Below are 20177 nucleotides of genomic sequence, written 5' to 3'. Positions count from 1 at the left end.
GTCACCCACTCGTACAGAATTCATACGCTCATTCTGACTCCTGACTCCTGAATTCTGAATTCCTCTTATAAAAAAGTCAGAGTTAGGAATAAATTAATAATCTCTAACTCTGCCAATTTTAGATTGAATGAAAAATCTCAAATCTCAAATCTCAAATCTAAAATTGAATTACTTCTAACTTTTTTAAATCGGCAAACGATTGATATCTTTATTGCAACCAATAACGACCATTGCTGAACCACGCTCTAAACGCTTAGTAGGGTCAGGATTAATTTGAAATTTACCATCCTGACTTACTGCTAGCAAATTTAAACCGTAGCGATTACGAAGTTGTAACTCGGTGATTGTTCTGCCGTGAAATTCATCAGGCACAATCAACTCTACAATACTGTTATCTGGGTCTAGGTCAAACCGATCTAGGATTGCTGGTTTGGTAAGAGTACGCGCTAGGGCACAACCCGCTTCATACTCAGGAAAAACAACATGATCTGCCCCTACTCGCCGCAACAGTTTACGGTGAACTTCACTAGAAGCTTTGGCAACTACGTGGGGAACACCAGCCTCTTTCACATTTAGGGTAGTTATGATGCTTTCCTGAACATAGTTGCCTATCGCTATAATCACAGTATCAAATTCAAAAATTCCAGCTTCTTTAAGTGCAGCCGGTTCTGTAGAGTCTAGTTGTAAAGCATGACCAACTATTCCCTCAGTTAATGCTTCTGAAACTCGTTTTTCATCAATATCTGTTGCCAGCACTTGATAACCAAAATTGTGCAGGGTGGAACAGACAGATCGACCAAAACGACCTAACCCAATTACAGCAAATTGATGGTTATCTTTACGTAAACTGCGAAAAAAACTTAATGATGAAAGATTCACCTTTGTTATCCTTATTATGGCTCCCTGTATTTAGGGCAAAAAACGCTTATACCGCTTGAATTAAAAATTTTATTTTTTGCCTTCAAATGTATATTTTATCAGTTTCTTGATTAGTCATTAATCATTAAGTCATTAGTCAAGAATTATTCTCTTCCATTCCCTACTCCCTCTCCCTAACTATCCCACGAGTAAATTTTCTTCAGGATAGTGAATTCTGGTAGGGCGAGGATCTCCTAGTACAGCGGACATTAGTAGTAAAACACCTACTCTTCCAACGTACATAGTGAGAATTAAGATGAGCTTTGCGGCTGTGGAGATACTTGCTGTAATGCCTGTAGAAAGACCCACGGTAGCGAAGGCTGATACCACTTCAAACAAAATTTGAATAAAATCTAATCTTGGATCTGTAAGGCTAATTAAAATGGTGGCTAAAATCACGGTTGCCACTGAACCCACCAACACACCCACAGCTTTCAAAATTAAATTTATTGCTATTTTGCGATCGTATAACAAAACGTCTTCTTTCCCCTGGAGAATTGCTTTAGTGCAACTGGTTAAGACTCTCAGAGTTGTTGTTTTCATTCCTCCTCCTGTACCACCTGGACTTGCACCAATAAACATCAGCGCAATCGTAATGAATAGTCCAGCGGTAGTCATTTTGCTAATATCGATGGTGTTAAAACCGGCAGTTCTGGGAGTAACTGATTGAAACCAAGCTACTAATATTTGGTCACGAAAGTTTAGAGAGCCAAATGTTTCAGGGTTTCTAATCTCTATACAGAAAAAGGCAACTAACCCTATTACTAATAATATAATAGTGGTGCTAGTTGCAACTTTGAAATCTAAGGAAAATGTCTGATTATGAGTTTTTCTGAGGACGCGATCGCGCAACCAAAGATACATTTCCATAATTACCTGATAGCCAATCCCCCCAAAGATAATCAACATGGTGACGGTGAAGACTACTAAGAAGGATGATTGATAGCCAATTAAGTTATCTTTAAACAAACTAAAACCAGCATTATTCCAAGCATTAATGCTATGAAAAATGGCTAACCAAATTCCTTGACTCCAGCCATATTTTGGAACAAAAGCTGGTAGAAGTAAGAATACTCCTGTAATTTCAAAAATTAAAGTTGTGGCAATAATTGAACGGATAACTTGAGAGCTACCACTCATTCCCGGTCGATCTAAAGCTTGTTGAATAGCAATTTTTTGCCGCATATCAAACTTACGACCAATCAGCAAAATCAGAAATGTGGTAGTTGTCATGTAGCCCAACCCGCCAATCTGAGCTAATAGCGCAATAAATAACTGACCCCAAAAAGAAAAATGAGTACCAGGATCAACTACTGATAGACCTGTGACACAAACTGCGGATGTCGAGGTGAATAGTGCCACAATCAGGTTATCCCATGTACCATTGCTAGTCGAGAAAGGCATCATCAACAGGATAGTACCAACAGCGATGACAGCCAGAAACCCCAAACAAATTGTGCGAGCAACAGTCATATTAAGGTAAAATTTATAAAATTTTTTCCAGGGAAGATAAACCGGGGTTCACCCTCTCTGGAAACAAAAACACCTTATTTAATTAAAAACATACATGGTAGCCTACCTGTATGTTTTTTTTGAATTCTACTTCATCTCAATACTACTTTTTTCATGAGTGCAACACTTTACCAGCAAATTCAGCAGTTCTACGATGCTTCCTCTGGTCTGTGGGAACAGATTTGGGGCGAACACATGCATCACGGCTACTACGGTGCTGATGGCAGCCAGAAAAAAGACCGTCGTCAAGCTCAAATTGATTTAATCGAAGAATTGCTCAATTGGGCAGGGGTACAAGCAGCAGAAAACATCCTGGATGTGGGTTGTGGCATTGGCGGCAGTTCTTTATATCTGGCAGAAAAGTTTAATGCTAAGGCTACAGGGATTACTTTGAGTCCTGTGCAAGCTGCGAGAGCAACGGAACGTGCAATGGAAGCAAATTTGAGTCTAAGAACTCAGTTTCAGGTAGCCAATGCTCAAGCAATGCCTTTTGCTGACGATTCTTTTGACTTGGTTTGGTCACTGGAAAGCGGTGAACACATGCCAGATAAAACTAAGTTTCTCCAGGAGTGCTATCGGGTGTTGAAACCTGGTGGCAAGTTAATTATGGTGACTTGGTGTCATCGAGCGACTGATAAGTTACCACTGACGGCAGATGAGGAAAAGCATTTGCAGGATATTTATCGGGTGTATTGTTTGCCTTATGTGATTTCTTTACCAGAGTACGAAGCGATCGCACTTCAACTTCCATTAAACAATATTCGCACCGCCGATTGGTCGCAGGCTGTCGCCCCCTTTTGGAATGTAGTCATTGATTCGGCATTCACTCCCCAAGCGCTTTGGGGCTTACTAAATGCCGGTTGGACTACTATTCAAGGGGCGTTATCGCTGGGGTTGATGCGTCGCGGTTATGAGCGCGGGTTAGTTCGGTTTGGCTTATTGTGCGGCAATAAGTAGAAGGTAGGGGGCAGAGGGAAAACTGCCCTTTTCTTCCTGCCGCGACCCGTTGAACCAAGAATCCTCACCCTAAAAGGGCGGTGGAGTGTCAATAGTTGCCAGAATCACTGTAATAATTTCTACCACGATGCTCAGTTTTCACCCAGTGCGATCGCTCCTTTTGCACACACATCTTTAAAGTTGCCACAATCATCACAGGAATCCAATGCACCATGTACAATGACCCTTGAACTGTTGCCCAAAGCAAAGACCATCCTCGTAAACTTTGAAATTGGTAAAGTCCAGCAATAAAGGCAACCGTTAAAATGATGCTGAGTAGTGTCTGGAGGGGAAACAGAACTGGACGATGGTTATAAAATATAGTCCAAAGTAAATCGGGAATTAGTCCAATTGGCAGAATAAATTGCAATAGAAAAAACAATAACAAATCAATTTCTTTTGCCCAACCTAAAGTCAGAATTTGCGGAAAATAATCTAAGTAACGCTGATAGCCACCTTCAGCCCAACGACAGCGTTGATTCCAAAGTTTTTCCCAAGTAGTTACACCTTCCTCCTGAATTGATGGAACTGTAACAAACTCAATTTCCGCACCTGTTAAATAGAGTTTGAAGCAAAGATCCAAATCATCGGTGACAGTGTTCTCATTCCAACCTTGACACTTTTCTAACAATTCCCGACGAACTAACATTCCATTACCGCGCAGTTCAGACATTCCACCAATAGCAATGCGATGGGTTTGCAGAAAGCTATCACAATTCATTTCCATCTGCTGACAACGCGTTAAGAAGTTGGTATTAGCATTAGAAATCGCTTTTCGCACTTGCACCGCACCGATAGTTTGCTTCTGAAACAGAGGTACTGTTTGCCGGAGAAAATTAGTAGGTAACTGAGCATCCGCATCACAAACTAGGATAATTTCCCCTCTTGTAAAGGGAAAAACCGCATTCAATGCCCCTGATTTACCACCTTTTGATTCCCGTCGATGAACTTGTAAAGCTGGAAATTGAGTTTGTAATTCCCTCAAAACTTGGGGGGTTTCATCGGTACTGCCGTCATCAACGACCCAGATATCTAAGCGATCGCTTGGATAATTCAATTGACATAAGCTGTAAACTAGATCAGCCAAGACTAGACTTTCATTTTTAGCCGGAACTAAAATCGAGACTGGCGGTAAATAAATCTCACTCTCCATCACCGCCGCCGCTGGTTTTGATAGCAGCATTCGTAACGTTTGCACAGTTAAGATTGCCGTTAATCCCAGCGTCAACCATTGTGTTTCTGGTAGCCAGTGCAGCAAACTCACGCCACCCCAGACCAATAAAACTATTATGGTTGCTTTGAGACGGCGATGAAAGCTAATGTTTTTACTGGGCTGATCAGTGTTTTTTCCCACTTTATTTGCTATATCTTTTCGGTTTCGGTTTCTTGCTTATTCCTGCGACGTAATATTAGCATCGTCACCACTCCCAAAATAAAACCGCCCACCCCTGCTGCAACTGCTAGAATCTGCCCCAATTGTTGAGCAGAATTCAATACCGGGTTATTCAGCAGATTAGAGGAAAAATGCAGCGATTGAATCGTCCATTTATCTTGAAGTTTTTGCAGCACTGCTGTCCATCGCAACGCCATATCAGCCGCTTTGCCATCTTTGAAAGAAAAAGATGCGATCGCCTCTCCATAAGCAACATCTATCTCTGGAGTGATAAATGTTCTGAGACTATCTCCCTTTAGTTGCATTTTGATATCTTTAATGGAACTGGAAAACTGCTGATTCCAGTACTTTTCAAACTCAGGAACTTTGTGAAAAATCTGGTTATCAACTGTTGTTATGGTGAAGTTTGGATGCAAGTAAGGCTCGATTTTGGCAAAATCGCGAGTGTTTAGGGCTTGCAGCGCAATATCCCGTGTGCGAATAATTGCATCTATCTCCTGTGGATTTACATCTGCCAGAGCGTATTGGGGTAGATTCCAAATTACTAACATTAACAAAACACTCCAAAGTAGCTGAGTGTATTTGTTTATGCTTGTCCATTTCTGTTTGATCATATACAAAACCTGTAGATTAAGTGACGCTTACCGATAATTTTTTTAATGTTACTACCCACATTCCGCACTTCATTTTATAGGACATAAAGAAATACAATAATCTTGCTTTTCTCCAAGACCTCCAAAGTGAGCTAGAGAAGCTACGTTCTTTGGGAAGCCCTGGAAAGATATACTACATGGCAAATGTCTTTTCTACAGATAAGGGTAGTAATTTTACTGAAGAAGGCAGGAGGCATAAGGTTCAATTTAGAAGGGGATTCAACACCGTACTTAATTGGGGCCACAAAACAAGAAAATTTGGTGTTCTTGTCTTAGAGGTTGTTTTAAAAGTATTTTGCTGTGACTTTAGGCACTTATAGATCCCCCCTAACCCCCTTGAAAAGGGGGGAACCGGAATCAAAGTCCCCCTTTTTAAGGGGGATTTAGGGGGATCTAGAATGTTTTGATACTAACAAGAGGACTTTTCAAACATCCTCTTAAACCGCAAGTTCGATGATTTTCACGGGCAAAGAGCAGAAAACAGTATTCCAACTGAAACTCCTGCCTTTTGCCCTCTGCCTTTCTTGACAAAAGAGAGCACACTGTTAATACTGGGGATGCAGACTACACGCAGTATTAGTAGAAGGGGAAACCCTGCTTTCCTCACAAGTTCCTCAAATTGTTTTGCTATAAACATAAATATGGGGCGAAAACTTTTAAGAAATTTAAAATTCAAAAGTTGCTAAACATAGTTGAGGGTTTGGTCATTTTTGACAATCCAACATCTGGAAACCCGAAACCGTAAAGACCAATAACCAATGAAATCGGAGGTCTATATGATGTTTAAAAAGATTCTAGTTGCATTAGATCGCTCAGAAATGGGACAACAGGTTTTTGAGGAAGCATTGAGTTTAGCAAAGTTAACACAAGCTAGCTTAATGCTATTGCATGTCCTATCTCCCGAAGAAGAGGGTAGTCCTTACGGCCCTATGCTGTCTAATTTTGACTACTATCCGGGATTGAGTCATCAAAGCTTTGAGGTATATCAAAAGCAGTGGGATACCTTTAAAAATCAAGGAATCCAGATGTTGCAATCTTTTTGTGTTAAATCTAATACAGCAGGTGTAACTACGGAATTTACACAAAATGTTGGTAATCCTGGTCGGATTATTTGTGACTTAGCCCGTACTTATGGTGCTGACCTGATTGTTATGGGGCGTCGGGGTCATTCTGGACTGATGGAACTATTTCTCGGTAGTGTGAGTAACTACGTCCTTCACCATGCTCCTTGTTCAGTACATATTGTGCATCTTTCAGTTACTCCTAAAAAAGATGAAGTTGTCCAAAAAACTACAAGCAATTTAAGCATTAACTAGCTACTAAGATTGCTTGAAGAATAATGCAGAATTAAAAAATAAATCTTAGCCAGCTAAATTCTGAATTTGGTTTATTCTCGTCTACCCAGAATTTACTTAAATAGATGATCTCTGTAGAGTCAATCTCAACAACTAATCCTTAACTGTACGGTATTGGGCTAAAATTAAGCGTAGGCGTAGCCATCGTAGACATCGCTTTTTCAGTGAGAATTCCGCTACAGAAAATTAGAGTTGAGAGCGAAAAGTGGATCTATGAAAGAAGATACTATCGAGATCGCTGGTTTTCATGCTCATGTTTACTTTGATACCGCAAGTCGGGATGTAGCTGCGCATGTACGGGAAGAAGTGGGTGCTAGATTTGACGTGCAACTTGGACGCTGGTTTGACAAGCCCATCGGGCCGCACCCAAAAGGAATGTATCAAGTTGCTTTCTTACCAAACCAGTTTGATAAAGTCGTTCCCTGGTTAATGCTCAATCGTGAGGGATTGGATATTCTCGTCCACCCTGAAACAGGCGATGCTGTAGCAGACCATGCCGAGCATTCTCTATGGTTAGGAAAAAAGCTAGATTTGAATATTGAGTTTCTTCGACAGCCTAGTTCTACTTTATCCAATTAAGGGAAGTAGCCTACTTTAATTATGAGGACTAAAGTCCCCACTATAAATCTTTAATTATTTGTGCGATCGCGTTGCGAAAAAAATGGATAAAGTCGAGCTTAGAGCCTGATTAAAACTTAAGCGCAAAAAATTGCTCCTCTTGTAGTTTACCCAAGAGGAGCAATTTTCGTTCTAAGAGAGACGTAGCATTCCGCATCCGCAGTAAATGAGCATTAACCCCCTTCATTCCAGATAATTGTTTAATAATGTGACCTTTCCGCGGAAAAATAAGGAATCAGTTGCATAGAACAGTATGCTATTAAGCGGCATTCTGATAAAAATAAATTTGTCTAATGAAAAAGAATTCTGCGAAGGAAAAAAATGCAGGCATTTCCCGATTTGGCAAAGCTAATTTTAGAGTCACGAAGAAACAAATTTTATTCAGTACCCTTATTTTATGCCTTGGTTTGCTGGGAATAGGTGGTTTCTGGTTTAAGTCCAGATATAAATTTGATGACAAGATGAGTGTAAAGCTACAAGAATTATCGAATGTCGATTATCCAGTTAATCCCGCACCTTTAGGCAAAAACTTTCAAAGATATTCTCAGAGAAAATTAACAATTATTAAGAGAGATGATACGCATTTTGATTTTGTGCTTGAGCCAACAGACAACAAAACGGCACAAATAATTATAAAAAATGTTGATTTAGAGCTATTAGTCCCAAAAGCACCCGAATGGGTTAAAAAAGATCAGGGTTTAGAAATAATTGCTTTTACAGACCGGGAGTGGAATAGACAACAAATTAGTTTTCCAGCTAATTCCAACAATATAGAAATTGTTGGAGGAGATGGTTTTGAAAAGCAAAACCTCGTAGAGGTCGCTTTAGCTAATAATTGCTTAAATGCCGGATTTTGGGAAATTTTGCTTTTCACTAAAGAGGATAGCAATAAATCCCTTTATTATCAAAGCTGGTTTACCTTTCCGATGGGGCATTACAAAAATATTTTTGAAAAAATTAATAATATTTCCTATTGGAAGCATTGGTGGAAATTAGAACACTGGCAAGACCCAAGTGGCACAATATTAAAGACTAATCTTCTGAGAAATATAATTGATGAAAAAGAAGTTGCTACTCAGTTTCCCCTGGATGAAAGGATAATTGTATCGGGAGAGCAAGGTAGAAAAGTTAGAACTACGTTAGCGACTAATGTCACAAAATGGGGAGATTTTTACGACGCTAAAAAGGAAGTTAAATTTGCAAGTTTTCGACCACCAGGATTTTATGATCAAAATAAGCCTTGGGGAAATCAATACTGGAGAATAGGCAAATTTGATAAAGCTATTTTAAGGAACATTAAACCGATTGGTGTTGAACAAAATTTACAGGAAATTGAGTTACTGTTCACAGATACTAAGACTAGTGAACAAAATAGATTATTCATTAGTGGGGTTAATCTCAAAACACTCCCTCAATTGACTGTACAAGAGTATCCTAACGGCTTATATATGCCAATGGGAATTGGGATACCTCCTTTTTATCAAAGCTACGATGAATTAACAAAAAATCATCCAGATGTCAGCCCCTACTTCAGTTTTTTACTAGATTCACAGGAGCGTTGGATAGATCATCACCACTTAGCAGTTGATGGTTCAGTAATGCACCTTGATAAAAATAACCCAAATCTTTTGCATCTTTACTTGCTATCCTACGAAAGGAATACTTTAATAGCTCATTTTTTGATCAATTTAAAATAACGTGAGTTCGATGAACCTCTCCCTCCCAGCCTCCCTCTCCGAAACGGAAAGGGAGGAGCAACGAAAAATTAAGCCTTTTGCTCCCCTCTCCGTGTCGGAGAGGGGTTGGGGGAGAGGTCAAATAAGACTTGTCGAACTCACGTTAAAATAAATAACTAACTTCTCTCATTATGTAGCAAGAGAAGAAGAATTTTCACATCTGGAATTGAAGTAACTGGTTGACTTTAATATTTAGTCAATAGGTATTTGTTTGAGCAAAGCTATCCACATATCAGACGGATCGGAGTAGTAATCAACTTCTTCAACTTGATATTGATAAGATTCACAACCTTCTCGTAAAATAATGCGATCGCAGGGTTTTATGCCTTTCCCTACTCCAGTCATGTAGCCGATCATTCCTTCATTGAGGCGCTCAAATACGTAGTCGCTTCCCCAAACTTGTTGGCTATAATCATGGATTTTATTCTTTTGTTTTAATGGATTAGCTGGAAAGCTAACCAAAGATAATTTATTTAAAAAACTAAAACTTAAGTTCATACCTGTTCTGATTGAAGAGAAGGCACTTAAAAAAATTGGGAAATAGAAATAATAGTTCAAAAGTCAGTTTGTTTAAGACTCAATTCTGAGATATTAATATTTAATTTATACTAAATGGATCTTCTGTAAGATAAACCATTGATGTCAATATGATGCTGTTTTTTAGGTAAAAGTTCACTATTTTTCATATTATTGACTAGTTTGTTACCTTTAATCTTCAGTATTTCATACAACACCAGATGTTATAGCAGCTATTGTTTTACTATTTACTTAAATTTACAGTACTAGGAACCGCAGATTCAACTGTAAAATCACCGAATTATTGAACAATATTTGGTCAGATATGAGTGTTTTTTTGTTAGAAATATAATATTAATTTATAAATGTTTTATGTCTTAAGAATGTCGTCTATGTAACTTTTTAAGACAAATAGACTTTAGTCTCCACTCCTGGCTTTTAGGACTATATCTACCTGTTTCAGTAGTAATTCTAGGGTAGAGGAGTTATCTAAAACGACATCTGCATGAGCAACTTTTTCTTCGATAGATAATTGGCTGTTGATCCTGGCTTCTGCCTGTTCTCTATTTAAATGGTTTCTTTGTATCAATCTTTGTAGTTGTTGCTCTTGGGAACAATGCACTACCCAAATTTCTGTAACCAAATCAGTCATTCCCGCTTCAAATAATAGAGGCACTACTAACACCAGTGTTTGTGAGGAAGATTGGGCAATTGCTGTGAGGAAGCGATCGCGCACATAAGGATGAATCAAATCATCTATCCAGTTGCGTTCATCTTGACGATTAAAGATAACTTCGCCTAGCTTTTGGCGGTTGAGGCTACCATCTGGTAGTAAAATTTGTTCGCCGTAACGTTGAGCGATCGCACCCAGAATCGGCGAACCTAAAGATACTGCGTCTCTAGCATAAATATCTGCATCCAAAATCGGCAGGTTATAAGCGCTAGCCAAATAATTTGTGACGGTGGTTTTGCCTGTAGCAATACCGCCAGTTAAGCCGATTATGCGTTTTGTCATTTGTCATTTGTCATTTGTTATTCTCGCCTGCTTCCTCATCTAAGAATCTGACTTTTCACGTCATGTGGAAAAGTCCACGGAAAATCTAACTTCCAAACCAGTAATTCAAAGTCTCTCTCCTTGCAGGAGAGAGATTTAGAGAGAGGTTTTCCAGATACCGTGAAAAGTTAGATCTAAGAATTGGTTGCCCATGTGATCAGTGCTTGGGTTAAACCGTCTAAAGTATATTCTTCAGCTTCTATGTCCACACGCCCAAATAAAGAATGGCAAGTTTTGGAGGTTTGGGGGCCGATAGAGGCAATACAAACTCCTTCTAATAATTGGCTAGGATCAGAGTTGTTGGAAAATATATTGTTAGTAAGTTGACAGAAAAATTGTACAGTTTTAGAACTAGCAAAAGTAATCACATCTACCTTGCGGTTTTGGAGAGCTAACTTTGCCGCATCTGGAATACCATTAGGGCAACAAGATTGATATGCCGCAACTTCTATCACCTTTGCTCCCTTGAGAGTTAATTCCTGAACCAAAATTTCTCTTCCGCCGCTTTCAACTCTGGGAAATAAAACCTTTTTACCATCCAGTTTCTCTGGAAATTTTTCCACTAAAGAATCGGCAATAAAGTTGGGGGGAATAAAATCTGCTTGGAGAGAGCGTTGTTTAAGACCTTGGGCTGTTTTCTCACCAACGACGGCAATTTTGACGCCAGCTAAGGCCCGGGCATCTTTACCTTGGGCGGTTAGCCTTTCAAAAAAGTAGTCTATGCCGTTGGTAGAAGTGAGAATTAACCAGTCGAAGTCAGATAAATGAGCGATCGCATCATCCAAAGCTTCCCAACTGGAAGGTGGGCCGATTTCTAAGGTAGGCATTTCGATGACTGTTGCACCTGATGCGATGAGGCGATCGCTAAATTGACTCGACTGGCCAACTGAACGTGTTACCAAGATTGTTTTACCAGTAAGGGGAAGGGGAGAGAGGAAGAAGTTGCTTGACATAACAGGGAGGCTAGAAGTTTTGGCTGTAGTTGAATCCTGACAATCTATTTTCTCAGGTTGTAAGTACTTGCGTAGCCCAACAACTTCGCCAATCACAATTACCGCCGGAGAAAGGGATAATCCGGTGGTTTGTTCCAAAATATTGCCCAGTTGCGCTGTCCAAATTTGTTGATCGGGAGTTCCTGCCCAACGGATGATCGCAATGGGTGTTAAGTGCGATCGCCCGTGTCGCAGCAGTTTATGTACAATCTCTGGTAGATGTTGCCCTCCCATCAAAATTACCAGTGTCTCTAAGCGTGACAGTGCCTCCCAGTCTAAAACCTCTGGTTCGTGAGCTGTAAATACTGCAAAACAGCGGCTTAAAACTGGATCTGTCAGGGGAATTCCTGCTAACAAAGGTGCTGCAAGGGCTGAGGAAATTCCTGGTACTAGTTCAAAATCACAACCTGATGCTTTCAACGCTTCAATTTCGGAAGCGCAACGCCCAAAAATCAACGGATCACCTGATTTGAGTCGTACAACTTGTTTTCCTTGCAGACAGTGTTTTACCAGTAACTTGTTAATCTCTGCTTGGGTTGTACTGGGTTTGCCACCGCGTTTGCCGACATCTAACTTTAGGCAATCATCTGGTACGCACTGCAATAATTGAGCATCTACTAAAGCATCGTAGACTAACACCTGAGCCGTAGCTAAAAGATTGTAAGCTTTTACTGTTAGGTATGCCGCATCTCCAGGCCCAGCACCTACGAGGTAGACTTTACCTCTGTTATTGGTCATTTGTCATTTGTCATTTGTCATTCTTCTCTTGCTCCCCCTGCTTCTTTCCTAGTACAGCACGGCGGAAATAAACCACCCATTCCAAATCAATGAAACGCTTACGTTGTATTCATTTTCAATTTTTAATTTTTAATTTTTAATTTTTAATTCCGCCTAGCGGTACTAGTCCCCAATCCCTTTATTGCGTTAATTTTTGGATTAGCTGATCAACTTGCTCAAGCATCTCCTTGTTTTCCTCTGCTTGGAATAACTCTCTGGCTTTTTTGAAATTGAAAATCGCTTCTTCTAGTTGTCCTTGCCTTCCCAAAGTGACGCCCAAATTATAGTAAGCATAAGCATCGTTGGGTACGAGGCTAATGGCTTTTTTGTAATGTGCGATCGCTTCTTGTGGTTTGCCTTGATCGTCCATCGCATTTGCCAAACCTGTGTAAGCTTGTGCATGTTTCGGATCAAGGCGAATCGCTTGGGTATATTCAGCGATTGCTTCTGTTGGTTTTCCTTGAGCGTATAAAGCACTTGCTAAATTATAGTGAGCGTCTGCATACTTGGGAGCGAAACTTATGGCTTTTTTGTACTGAGCGATCGCTTCTTCTAGTTGCCCTTGAGCGTACAGAGCATTTCCCAAGGCGTTATAAGCGGCTGAATTTTTCGGATTGAAGGCAATGGCTGCTGTATATTCGGCGACTGCTTCTGTTGGTTTTCCTTGAGCATACAAAGCGTTCCCTAAGTAATAGTGAGCGTCTGCATACTTGGGATGGAAGCTAATAGCTTGATTATATTGGGCGATCGCTTCTTGGAGTTTGCCTTGATCGTACAGTGCATTTCCTAAGTGAAAGTGGGCTTGAGGATACTTAGGATCAAGGCTGATGGCTTTATTATATTGTGCGATCGCTTCTTGGAGTTTGCCTTGATCGTCGAGAGTATTTCCCAAAGCAATGTAAGCTTGGATAAATTTTGGTTCTAGTTCAATTGCTTTCCGAAAAGCTGCCTCTGCTCCTTTTAAATCTCCTTGTGTTTGGAGATTGGCTCCTCGCTCGAAGTTAGCAACTGCGTTTTTGTTCTGAGGAAGTGCTGCTTGATTTGAGTTTGGAATTTTTGATAAAACAACGCCAAAATTTTTACCAAAGACAGTATTCCCATTACTCAAACACAAGCAGATAATAGCTGCTACCAGTATATTCTTGTTTTTCAGCATTTTCATTACCTTACCTGCTTGGTTTACATGTAATATTGAGTTCGGCTGTCATCGTAAAAACACTCAACTCTCAGTCCCGCAAACGGGGAACTCGTCGCCCCCTCTGGGGATTAGGGGCAGGGAGCAAAAGCGCAGCTTTATCCGGGTTCTAGCAGGAATTATAAGTTATTAACCCAACTTGATACAAGTTTTGTCTCATGCAACTGTCCATTTGTACAAAATAGATGGTGCTTTATTAGAAGTAAAAAGTTTTTTTTAGGTAATTTCTGACACTTTTATGTCAAGAAGTTGAGCAATGGCTGCAACTAATTCTTCTGGGTTAAGAGGCTTGGGTAAATGCATCTGAAACCCAGCTTTTAAGGCTTCTTGCTGGTCATCATTTCTCGCAAAGGCAGTCAAGGCAATTGCTGGAATTTGTCCACCTTGTTCTGGTATCAAATTTCTCACTTGATGTATTAACATATAGCCATCCATATCGGGCATACTAATATCGCTGACCAAAACATCTAGCTTTACCTCTGCTAGGGTTTGTAATGCTTCATAAGCGGAAGATACCGCAATAACAAAAGCCCCATCTTGCTCTAATACAAAAGCAACAAAATCTCGTGAATCAGCATCATCATCAACAACTAAAACTCGGATGCCATTCAGAGGTAAGGAGTTAGGAGCTAAAAAAGCAGGGTAGTTTTGTTCATCTGTCAGACTTGGACTTTCATCTGCCAGAAGCGGTAAGCTCACAGTAAATATTGCCCCTTTTCCCTCACCGTGGCTCTCTGCTTTGACCATACCGCCATGCATTTCAATGATATTACGCACAATTGCCAATCCCAGCCCTAATCCACCAAAATTTCTCGTAGAGGTGCTATCCGCTTGGCGGAAATAATCAAACACGAATGGCAAAAAGTCAGCGTTAATTCCCTTACCTGTATCGCTAACTACAAGTTGAGCATAGCCATCAGCTTGCTCTAATCGCACTTCTACCTTTCCTCCCTTGGGTGTAAATTTGACAGCGTTAGAAAGGAGATTCCAGACAACTTGCTGCAAACGAGTAGAATCGCCCAGAACTTCTCCCACATCCGGTTCAAATGCCGTATTCACCTCAATCAACTTTGTTTCTGCCGCTAACTGCATTGTTTCTAATGCCGACAATACCGTAGACTCTAGGTTAATCTTCGTAATATTCAGCGTCAGTTTGCCCTGTAAAATTCTGGAGATATCCAGCAAGTCTTCAATGAGTTGAACCTGTAAAGTGGCATTCCGCTCGATTGTGGCTAGTGCTTCAAATGTCTTTACTTGGTCTAACCTGCGAGTTTGCAACAACTTTGACCAACCGAGAATTGCATTCAGTGGAGTGCGTAATTCGTGAGAAAGGACGGCTAAAAATTCATCTTTAATTCGATTGGCTGTTTCTGCTTTCGCTCGTGCTATTTGTTCTAATTCCAGTAGGTGCGCCCGTTCTTCAAGTATTTGTTTTTGTTCGTGGATATCTGTACATGTTCCAAACCACTTAACTACAAAACCTTGCTCATCTTTGAGTGGTAAACCTCGCGCTAATTGCCAACGATAGGAGCCATCAGAAGCCCGTTTGAAGCGATATTCGTTGTTATATATAGTGCCTTCTTTGACAGCATTAGACCACACCTCATCAGCACTTTGAATATCATCTGGATGCAATGCAGCCAACCAACCAGAACCCAAAGACTGCTCTAATGTTAGCCCAGTGTAGTCACACCAATTTTGATTAAAAAAATCACATTCACCGTTAGCATCAGTTGTCCATACAAGTTGAGGAATTGCCTCAGCTAAGTAACGATAGCGTTCTTCGCTTTGTCGAAGAATTTCTAAGATGCGTTGGCGTTCCAGGATTTCTTGTTGTAATTGTTCGTTAGTTTTGGTAATTTCATTGGTGCGAACAGCAACCATTTCTTCCAGATGATTCTGGTATTTTAGCAGCTCCTTTTCTACCCGTAAACGTTCGGTTATTTGGGTTTGAAGTTCTTGATTTGCTTGTTCTAGTTGAGCGGGGCTAGTAAATGCCAGTGCTTGGGGAACTAGAGACACAAGATTTACTGCTGTAATTAAAGATATTGTGGCAGTTATTGCTTTGACAAACCCCGACAGCCAATAGGTTGGATGCCAAAGTGTCCAAATTTCTATTAAATGTGTGGTGCCGCAAGCTACGATAAATCCACTAAACAGCAGAAAAATCCAATCAAAGGGCAAATCCTGCCGCTTACGCACAAAGTAAAATAGTGTAGCTGGAATCGAATAATAAGCTAGTGCAATTAGCGAGTCAGATAATATGTGTAACCAAACTAAATTTGTTTGCCATAGATAGCAGTGCCCATGTGGAATAAATGATCCTGGTGTAAAAAAATTAGTCCACAATTCTGATATTATATCTGACATAAACACTTGATTTTTTTTAATCTATAAAATCTACTACTAAATTCCTGTCCTCACTTGATACTATTCTAGTACTAAAACATTCTTGATATGGTGTGTATAATTCCTCTACTGCTTAAGGAGAATATAATATGCCTTTACAAACCAAAAAACCTGTTAGTAGCATCGCTGTTTTGCGAAAATATAAGCTTTTAAAACTCCCAATATTTTCTCGTCTAAAATCTAAATTAATTCATTGTGGTTATGGTGCTTGTAGCGCATCAGGTTGCAATTGTAAAGGTTATGAAGGGAGTGGTGAAACTTGCGAAAATTGTGGACATAACTACAGTAAACACTGGTAAATTTCAGGAAGAATTCAGGAGTCAGAATTCAGGAGTCAGAATTCAGGAGTCAGAATTCAGGAGTCAGAATAGTTAAAGAATCAGAAGAACATTTGATAAATATACTAATTATTCTAAATTCTTTATAAATTCTGAACTTTTACAAATTTCAAAATAAAAACCATTCTCATCATTATGATGAAAATGGTAAAAAATTAGGAGACAGAACAGGAAAATTTAATCTCCGCAACTCTCACTCAACTTAAGATTCACTTGACTTAGCACTCATTTTATCTAACAGTTGAGTGATTTTTTGAGCCTTTTCAGGTTGGCGCTGTTTTTGTAATAAATCTTTAGCTTGTAACAGGTTAGTTTTAGCTTCTTCTTCTCGCTTTTGCTGCATGAGAATATTTGCCAGACGCAAGTAAGCATCAGGATTTTTCGGACTGCGGCGAATTACTTCTCGGAATAATTCTGTTGCTTCCTCTACTTGGCCTTGTTGGTTTAAAACATCTCCCAAAAACAAGCGCACCACATCATTAGTAGAGTTGATGGAAATCACCTTGCGAAAGGCTGCTTCTGCACCTTGGTAATCTTTTGCTTGAGCAAGATTGATTCCTTTTTGAAACAAGTCTGAGGTAATCAAAGTTTTCCAAGCGAAATAGCCCAGGATTGACAGACTGAGAACAACTACAAGAGCAGCGATAAGAGAACTAGTGGGAAAGGTTTCTAGCATTGTCTAAGCCAAAAGGCAGGCGATAGGAAAAATTAGATATTCCATAAAAAAGAGTTTCCAGATAAATTGGTAGAATTGAGCGATCGCACTTTTATCTTGTAAGTCTACTGTCGAACTCCGCAACCACAGCCAAACCAACAGCCCCAAATGAGTAACTATCAGGAATATGGGATTAATGGAGGCGACGCGTAGCACCCCAACCAGAATGATTCCCAGATAGCAGACAGTTATTACCCAAAGAGACAGATTAAACACAGCTTGGGGCCCAAGTTTGATAGTGAAAGTAGTAATATTGTAGAGGCGATCGCCTTCCATATCGGGGATATCTTTAAAGATAGCGATCGCAAAGGTAAACACCAAAATAAATAACGTCAGCACCCACACCACAGGCGGAATTGTTTGGCTTTGTTGCAACGCCCAACTGTAATGCAGATATAATCCTAAGTTAACAATCGTACCGCGCACTGAAAAAATACACAGCGCCGCCCAAACGGGAAACTGTTTCAAGCGAATTGGCGGTAAAGAATAAGCAGTACCAATAGCCAAACTAATAGCCACCATACCCAATAAAAACGGCCCAGTTAGCCACGCCACAACTAGCGCCAAAATCCCAGTAAAGGCAACAATTAATTGCCCAGTTTGCTGGGAAAATTCACCAGATGCCAACGGTAAATGAGGCTTATTAATCTTGTCAATTTCCACATCTTCTAATTGATTCAGCCCCACAATGTAGACATTGCCACACAGACAAGCAATCCATGCGCCGAAGACAGGGAGTAGAGAACTTGTAGAGACGCGATGAATCGCGTCTGTAGAGATATGATTAATTGCGTCTGTACTAATGGCAATGGCAATTAAATATAAACCTAAAACACTTAGACTTGTACCAATAATTGTATGAGGGCGAGAGAATTTCCAGAAAGCATATAACCAATTGAAAGATGATGGAACAGGATTGCCTGGTAAAGGGCTGTTTTGAGAACTTTGGCTCATGAGTAGCTTAAATACAGTATTCTGGCTTGTTGTTAATCATTGTCACAGAATTTGGTCATTTGTCATTTGTCATTTGTCATTGGGCATTGGGCATTGGGCATTGGGCATTGGGCATGGGGCATGGGGCAAAATAGTTCCGAGTTCTGAGTTCTGAGTAAAAAAGTGAGATTCCCCACTCAACACTCATGACTCAGCACTCAGCACTCTTGAGGGGCATGGGGAATTCGCATCCCTTACCAAAATATTACAGCTTCCCTTTCTTCAAATGACTCTCGATAGATCCAATAACAACCAAAGGGCAAAAAAAATCATGTTGGATTTGCTGATTCAAAACGGGTTAATTTTCGATGGCTTAGGCTCTCCAGCTATTCGCAGAGATATCGGCATTCAAAACGGCCGCATTGTCACCCTTGCACCCTCCTTAACTACCCCAGCGCGTGAAGTGGTTGATGCTTCTGGTTTATGGGTGACACCTGGATTTATAGATATTCATACTCATTACGATTTAGAGTTAGAAATTGCACCAGGATTGAGCGAATCAGTGCGTCATGGTGTTACCAGCGTGGTTATTGGTAACTGTAGCTTGTCTGTTGCGATCGCTCAACCCCAAATCCTGGCTGATATTTTTCAGAGGGTAGAGACACTTTCCCATCGCCTGATTGCAAAATGGTTGAAAAAATCGGTTTCCTGGCAGACACCAGCAGAATATTTACAACATTTGCAACAGTTACCCCTTGGCCCCAATGTTGCCCCAATGTTTGGACACAGTGCCTTACGCGCTCATGTGATGGGATTAGAACGCAGCTTAACCGTTCAGCCGACAAAATTTGAACTAAAACTGATGCAGCGCATAGCCAGAGATGCAATAGATGCTGGCTTTATTGGCATTTCTATTGATATGTTTCCTTGGCATCGGATGAGTGGAGAATGGCAAGGCTGCACAATTCCTTCTCAACACGCCAAATTTAAAGAATATGCAATGTTGGCAGATTTATGTCGGCGGTGCGATCGCGTTTTTCAAGTCACACCCAATTTACAACGACTTGCTTCCTTTGTAGATATTCTGCGGATGGGTTCAGGGATTGGACAAAAACCCCTGCGGCTAACTGTCCTCTCAGCCTTAGATGCCGTACACGATCGCAAACTATGGCGAATATTTTCCCCCCTACTTTTTATTTGGAATCGGCTTCTAAATGGTAATGTCCGCTTTCAAACCCTAACTGAACCCTTCACCATTTACTCTGATGGATCTGTGACTCCCTTATTTGAAGAATTTTCCACAGGTGCACAACTCAATGGCTGTCAGTCACGAGAAGAAAGGCAACAACTATGGGCATCGGAAATTTTTCGTCGTCAGTTTCGCCAAGAATGGCTCAGTAAACGGCGTAAATCATTCCATCGCCGATTAGATTTGATGGAAGTTATTCACTGTCCCGAAACAAATTGGCAAGGGTTAAGTTTTGCGGAAATTGCTCGTCAAAACCAACAAGAACCAGTAGATTTATTTATCCACGCATTACAAAAATACGATACAGATTTACGCTGGGTGGCGACAGGAGCGAACGATCGCTTAAAACCCCGTTTGGCGATGATGCAGCATCCCCATATTTTGCCTGGTTTTACCGATGCTGGCGCTCACGTCCGTAACCTGGGCTACTATGATGGAGCTTTGTCTTTGCTCAAACAAGCAGTTGCAACGAAGTTCCTTTCACCTGAAGCTGCGATTTGCCGCGTTACCGGAGAACCTGCTCGTTGGTTTCGTCTTGATACGGGAGTTCTAAAAGTTGGTGCTCAAGCCGATATAGTTTTACTTGATCCCAATGCTTTAAATCAGCCAATTAGCCCACAAGTGCAGATATCAGATCCAGTTTTAGATGGTGAACCTCGAATGGTTAAGCGCGGTTCGGATGAGATTGTGCAAGGGGTTTATATTAATGGGATTCAGGTTGTTTGTCGAGGTAAAGTGAGGGATATTTTGGGGCGTGAAAAGTTGGGAAGTGTTTTGTCACCATTTACTTAAAGAGTATTTCGCGGTGTTCAATCGGG

The 20177-nt window shown here is 40.5% G+C and carries 17 protein-coding genes; 6 read left to right on the top strand and 11 right to left on the bottom strand.

What is annotated here, in order from left to right; all coding sequences use genetic code 11:
* Positions 1–183 precede the first annotated feature (183 nt).
* Positions 184–879 carry a potassium channel family protein gene (locus HUN01_RS03355; RefSeq protein WP_069068136.1) on the bottom strand — a complete coding sequence of 232 codons (696 nt, stop codon included), beginning with the start codon at positions 877–879 and terminating at the stop codon, positions 184–186.
* A gap of 177 nt (positions 880–1056) precedes the next feature.
* Complete coding sequence (locus tag HUN01_RS03350) at positions 1057–2391, bottom strand: TrkH family potassium uptake protein (protein ID WP_181930077.1); 1335 nt, start codon at positions 2389–2391, stop codon at positions 1057–1059.
* A 153-nt stretch (positions 2392–2544) separates the two neighbouring features.
* On the opposite strand from HUN01_RS03350, the gene HUN01_RS03345 reads away from it, so the two are divergent.
* On the top strand, positions 2545–3387 hold the full coding sequence (locus HUN01_RS03345) for a methyltransferase domain-containing protein (RefSeq protein ID WP_069068134.1): 843 nt from the start codon (positions 2545–2547) through the stop codon (positions 3385–3387).
* Between the two features lie 88 nt (positions 3388–3475).
* Here the strand turns inward: HUN01_RS03345 and HUN01_RS03340 are convergent, their stop codons facing one another.
* Together HUN01_RS03340 and HUN01_RS03335 are read right to left on the bottom strand one after the other, a co-directional pair.
* The gene (locus tag HUN01_RS03340; RefSeq protein ID WP_181930076.1) at positions 3476–4780 is read right to left on the bottom strand and encodes a glycosyltransferase family 2 protein; all 1305 of its coding nucleotides are present in this window, start codon (positions 4778–4780) and stop codon (positions 3476–3478) included.
* Positions 4781–4788: 8 nt separating this feature from the next.
* A complete protein-coding gene (locus HUN01_RS03335) occupies positions 4789–5433 on the bottom strand; it encodes a YybH family protein (RefSeq protein ID WP_181930075.1) in 645 nt (214 codons plus the stop codon).
* Positions 5434–6251: 818 nt separating this feature from the next.
* Here HUN01_RS03335 and HUN01_RS03330 point away from each other — a divergent pair.
* The 3 genes from HUN01_RS03330 (at position 6252) to HUN01_RS03320 (ending at position 9142) form a co-directional block, all read left to right on the top strand.
* Complete coding sequence (locus HUN01_RS03330; protein ID WP_181932541.1) at positions 6252–6788, top strand: universal stress protein; 537 nt, start codon at positions 6252–6254, stop codon at positions 6786–6788.
* 252 nt (positions 6789–7040) lie between these two features.
* Positions 7041–7406 (top strand): DOPA 4,5-dioxygenase family protein, encoded by a 366-nt coding sequence (locus HUN01_RS03325; protein ID WP_181930074.1) that lies wholly within the window; start codon positions 7041–7043, stop codon positions 7404–7406.
* A 332-nt stretch (positions 7407–7738) separates the two neighbouring features.
* Positions 7739–9142 (top strand): hypothetical protein, encoded by a 1404-nt coding sequence (locus HUN01_RS03320; protein WP_181930073.1) that lies wholly within the window; start codon positions 7739–7741, stop codon positions 9140–9142.
* Positions 9143–9373: 231 nt separating this feature from the next.
* On the opposite strand, the gene HUN01_RS03315 is transcribed toward HUN01_RS03320, so the two are convergent.
* From HUN01_RS03315 to HUN01_RS03295, 5 genes are all read right to left on the bottom strand, one after another.
* Positions 9374–9679, bottom strand: a complete 306-nt coding sequence (locus HUN01_RS03315; RefSeq protein WP_181930072.1) for a hypothetical protein — start codon at positions 9677–9679, stop codon at positions 9374–9376.
* Between the two features lie 436 nt (positions 9680–10115).
* The gene (coaE, locus tag HUN01_RS03310; RefSeq protein ID WP_181930071.1) at positions 10116–10712 is read right to left on the bottom strand and encodes a dephospho-CoA kinase; all 597 of its coding nucleotides are present in this window, start codon (positions 10710–10712) and stop codon (positions 10116–10118) included.
* A 173-nt stretch (positions 10713–10885) separates the two neighbouring features.
* On the bottom strand, positions 10886–12481 hold the full coding sequence (cobA, locus tag HUN01_RS03305; protein ID WP_181930070.1) for a uroporphyrinogen-III C-methyltransferase: 1596 nt from the start codon (positions 12479–12481) through the stop codon (positions 10886–10888).
* 178 nt (positions 12482–12659) lie between these two features.
* Entirely contained in the window at positions 12660–13676 is a 1017-nt protein-coding gene (locus tag HUN01_RS03300; RefSeq protein ID WP_181930069.1) for a tetratricopeptide repeat protein, read from the bottom strand.
* A 255-nt stretch (positions 13677–13931) separates the two neighbouring features.
* Positions 13932–16085: a hybrid sensor histidine kinase/response regulator gene (locus HUN01_RS03295; protein WP_238845945.1), complete on the bottom strand. Its 2154-nt coding sequence runs from the start codon at positions 16083–16085 to the stop codon at positions 13932–13934.
* 128 nt (positions 16086–16213) lie between these two features.
* Between HUN01_RS03295 and HUN01_RS03290 the strand changes: the two genes are divergently transcribed.
* Positions 16214–16423: a hypothetical protein gene (locus tag HUN01_RS03290; protein ID WP_181930068.1), complete on the top strand. Its 210-nt coding sequence runs from the start codon at positions 16214–16216 to the stop codon at positions 16421–16423.
* 241 nt (positions 16424–16664) lie between these two features.
* Here HUN01_RS03290 and HUN01_RS03285 read toward each other — a convergent pair whose 3' ends face one another.
* A complete protein-coding gene (locus HUN01_RS03285; RefSeq protein WP_181930067.1) occupies positions 16665–17138 on the bottom strand; it encodes a tetratricopeptide repeat protein in 474 nt (157 codons plus the stop codon).
* A 3-nt stretch (positions 17139–17141) separates the two neighbouring features.
* Positions 17142–18131 (bottom strand): homogentisate phytyltransferase, encoded by a 990-nt coding sequence (locus HUN01_RS03280; protein WP_181930066.1) that lies wholly within the window; start codon positions 18129–18131, stop codon positions 17142–17144.
* Between the two features lie 310 nt (positions 18132–18441).
* Here HUN01_RS03280 and HUN01_RS03275 point away from each other — a divergent pair, with 310 nt between their 5' ends.
* Positions 18442–20151 carry an N-acyl-D-amino-acid deacylase family protein gene (locus tag HUN01_RS03275; RefSeq protein WP_181930065.1) on the top strand — a complete coding sequence of 570 codons (1710 nt, stop codon included), beginning with the start codon at positions 18442–18444 and terminating at the stop codon, positions 20149–20151.
* Positions 20152–20177: the final 26 nt, after the last annotated feature.

The sequence above is a fragment of the Nostoc edaphicum CCNP1411 genome, assembly GCF_014023275.1.
Lineage (GTDB): Bacteria > Cyanobacteriota > Cyanobacteriia > Cyanobacteriales > Nostocaceae > Nostoc > Nostoc edaphicum_A.
This window is presented reverse-complemented; position numbering and strand designations above follow the sequence as displayed.

Excerpts from the sequence above, each read along its gene's own strand:
- HUN01_RS03350 (WP_181930077.1), bottom strand. The coding sequence starts at position 2,391 with ATGACTGTTGCTCGCACAATTTGTTTGGGGTTTCTGGCTGTCATCGCT.
- HUN01_RS03335 (WP_181930075.1), bottom strand. The coding sequence starts at position 5,433 with ATGATCAAACAGAAATGGACAAGCATAAACAAATACACTCAGCTACTT.
- coaE (WP_181930071.1), bottom strand. The coding sequence starts at position 10,712 with ATGACAAAACGCATAATCGGCTTAACTGGCGGTATTGCTACAGGCAAA.
- HUN01_RS03345 (WP_069068134.1), top strand. The coding sequence starts at position 2,545 with ATGAGTGCAACACTTTACCAGCAAATTCAGCAGTTCTACGATGCTTCC.
- HUN01_RS03315 (WP_181930072.1), bottom strand. The coding sequence starts at position 9,679 with ATGAACTTAAGTTTTAGTTTTTTAAATAAATTATCTTTGGTTAGCTTT.
- HUN01_RS03325 (WP_181930074.1), top strand. The coding sequence starts at position 7,041 with ATGAAAGAAGATACTATCGAGATCGCTGGTTTTCATGCTCATGTTTAC.
- HUN01_RS03280 (WP_181930066.1), bottom strand. The coding sequence starts at position 18,131 with ATGAGCCAAAGTTCTCAAAACAGCCCTTTACCAGGCAATCCTGTTCCA.
- HUN01_RS03290 (WP_181930068.1), top strand. The coding sequence starts at position 16,214 with ATGCCTTTACAAACCAAAAAACCTGTTAGTAGCATCGCTGTTTTGCGA.
- HUN01_RS03285 (WP_181930067.1), bottom strand. The coding sequence starts at position 17,138 with ATGCTAGAAACCTTTCCCACTAGTTCTCTTATCGCTGCTCTTGTAGTT.
- HUN01_RS03295 (WP_238845945.1), bottom strand. The coding sequence starts at position 16,085 with ATGTCAGATATAATATCAGAATTGTGGACTAATTTTTTTACACCAGGA.
- HUN01_RS03320 (WP_181930073.1), top strand. The coding sequence starts at position 7,739 with ATGAAAAAGAATTCTGCGAAGGAAAAAAATGCAGGCATTTCCCGATTT.
- HUN01_RS03300 (WP_181930069.1), bottom strand. The coding sequence starts at position 13,676 with ATGCTGAAAAACAAGAATATACTGGTAGCAGCTATTATCTGCTTGTGT.
- HUN01_RS03275 (WP_181930065.1), top strand. The coding sequence starts at position 18,442 with ATGTTGGATTTGCTGATTCAAAACGGGTTAATTTTCGATGGCTTAGGC.
- HUN01_RS03330 (WP_181932541.1), top strand. The coding sequence starts at position 6,252 with ATGTTTAAAAAGATTCTAGTTGCATTAGATCGCTCAGAAATGGGACAA.
- cobA (WP_181930070.1), bottom strand. The coding sequence starts at position 12,481 with ATGACCAATAACAGAGGTAAAGTCTACCTCGTAGGTGCTGGGCCTGGA.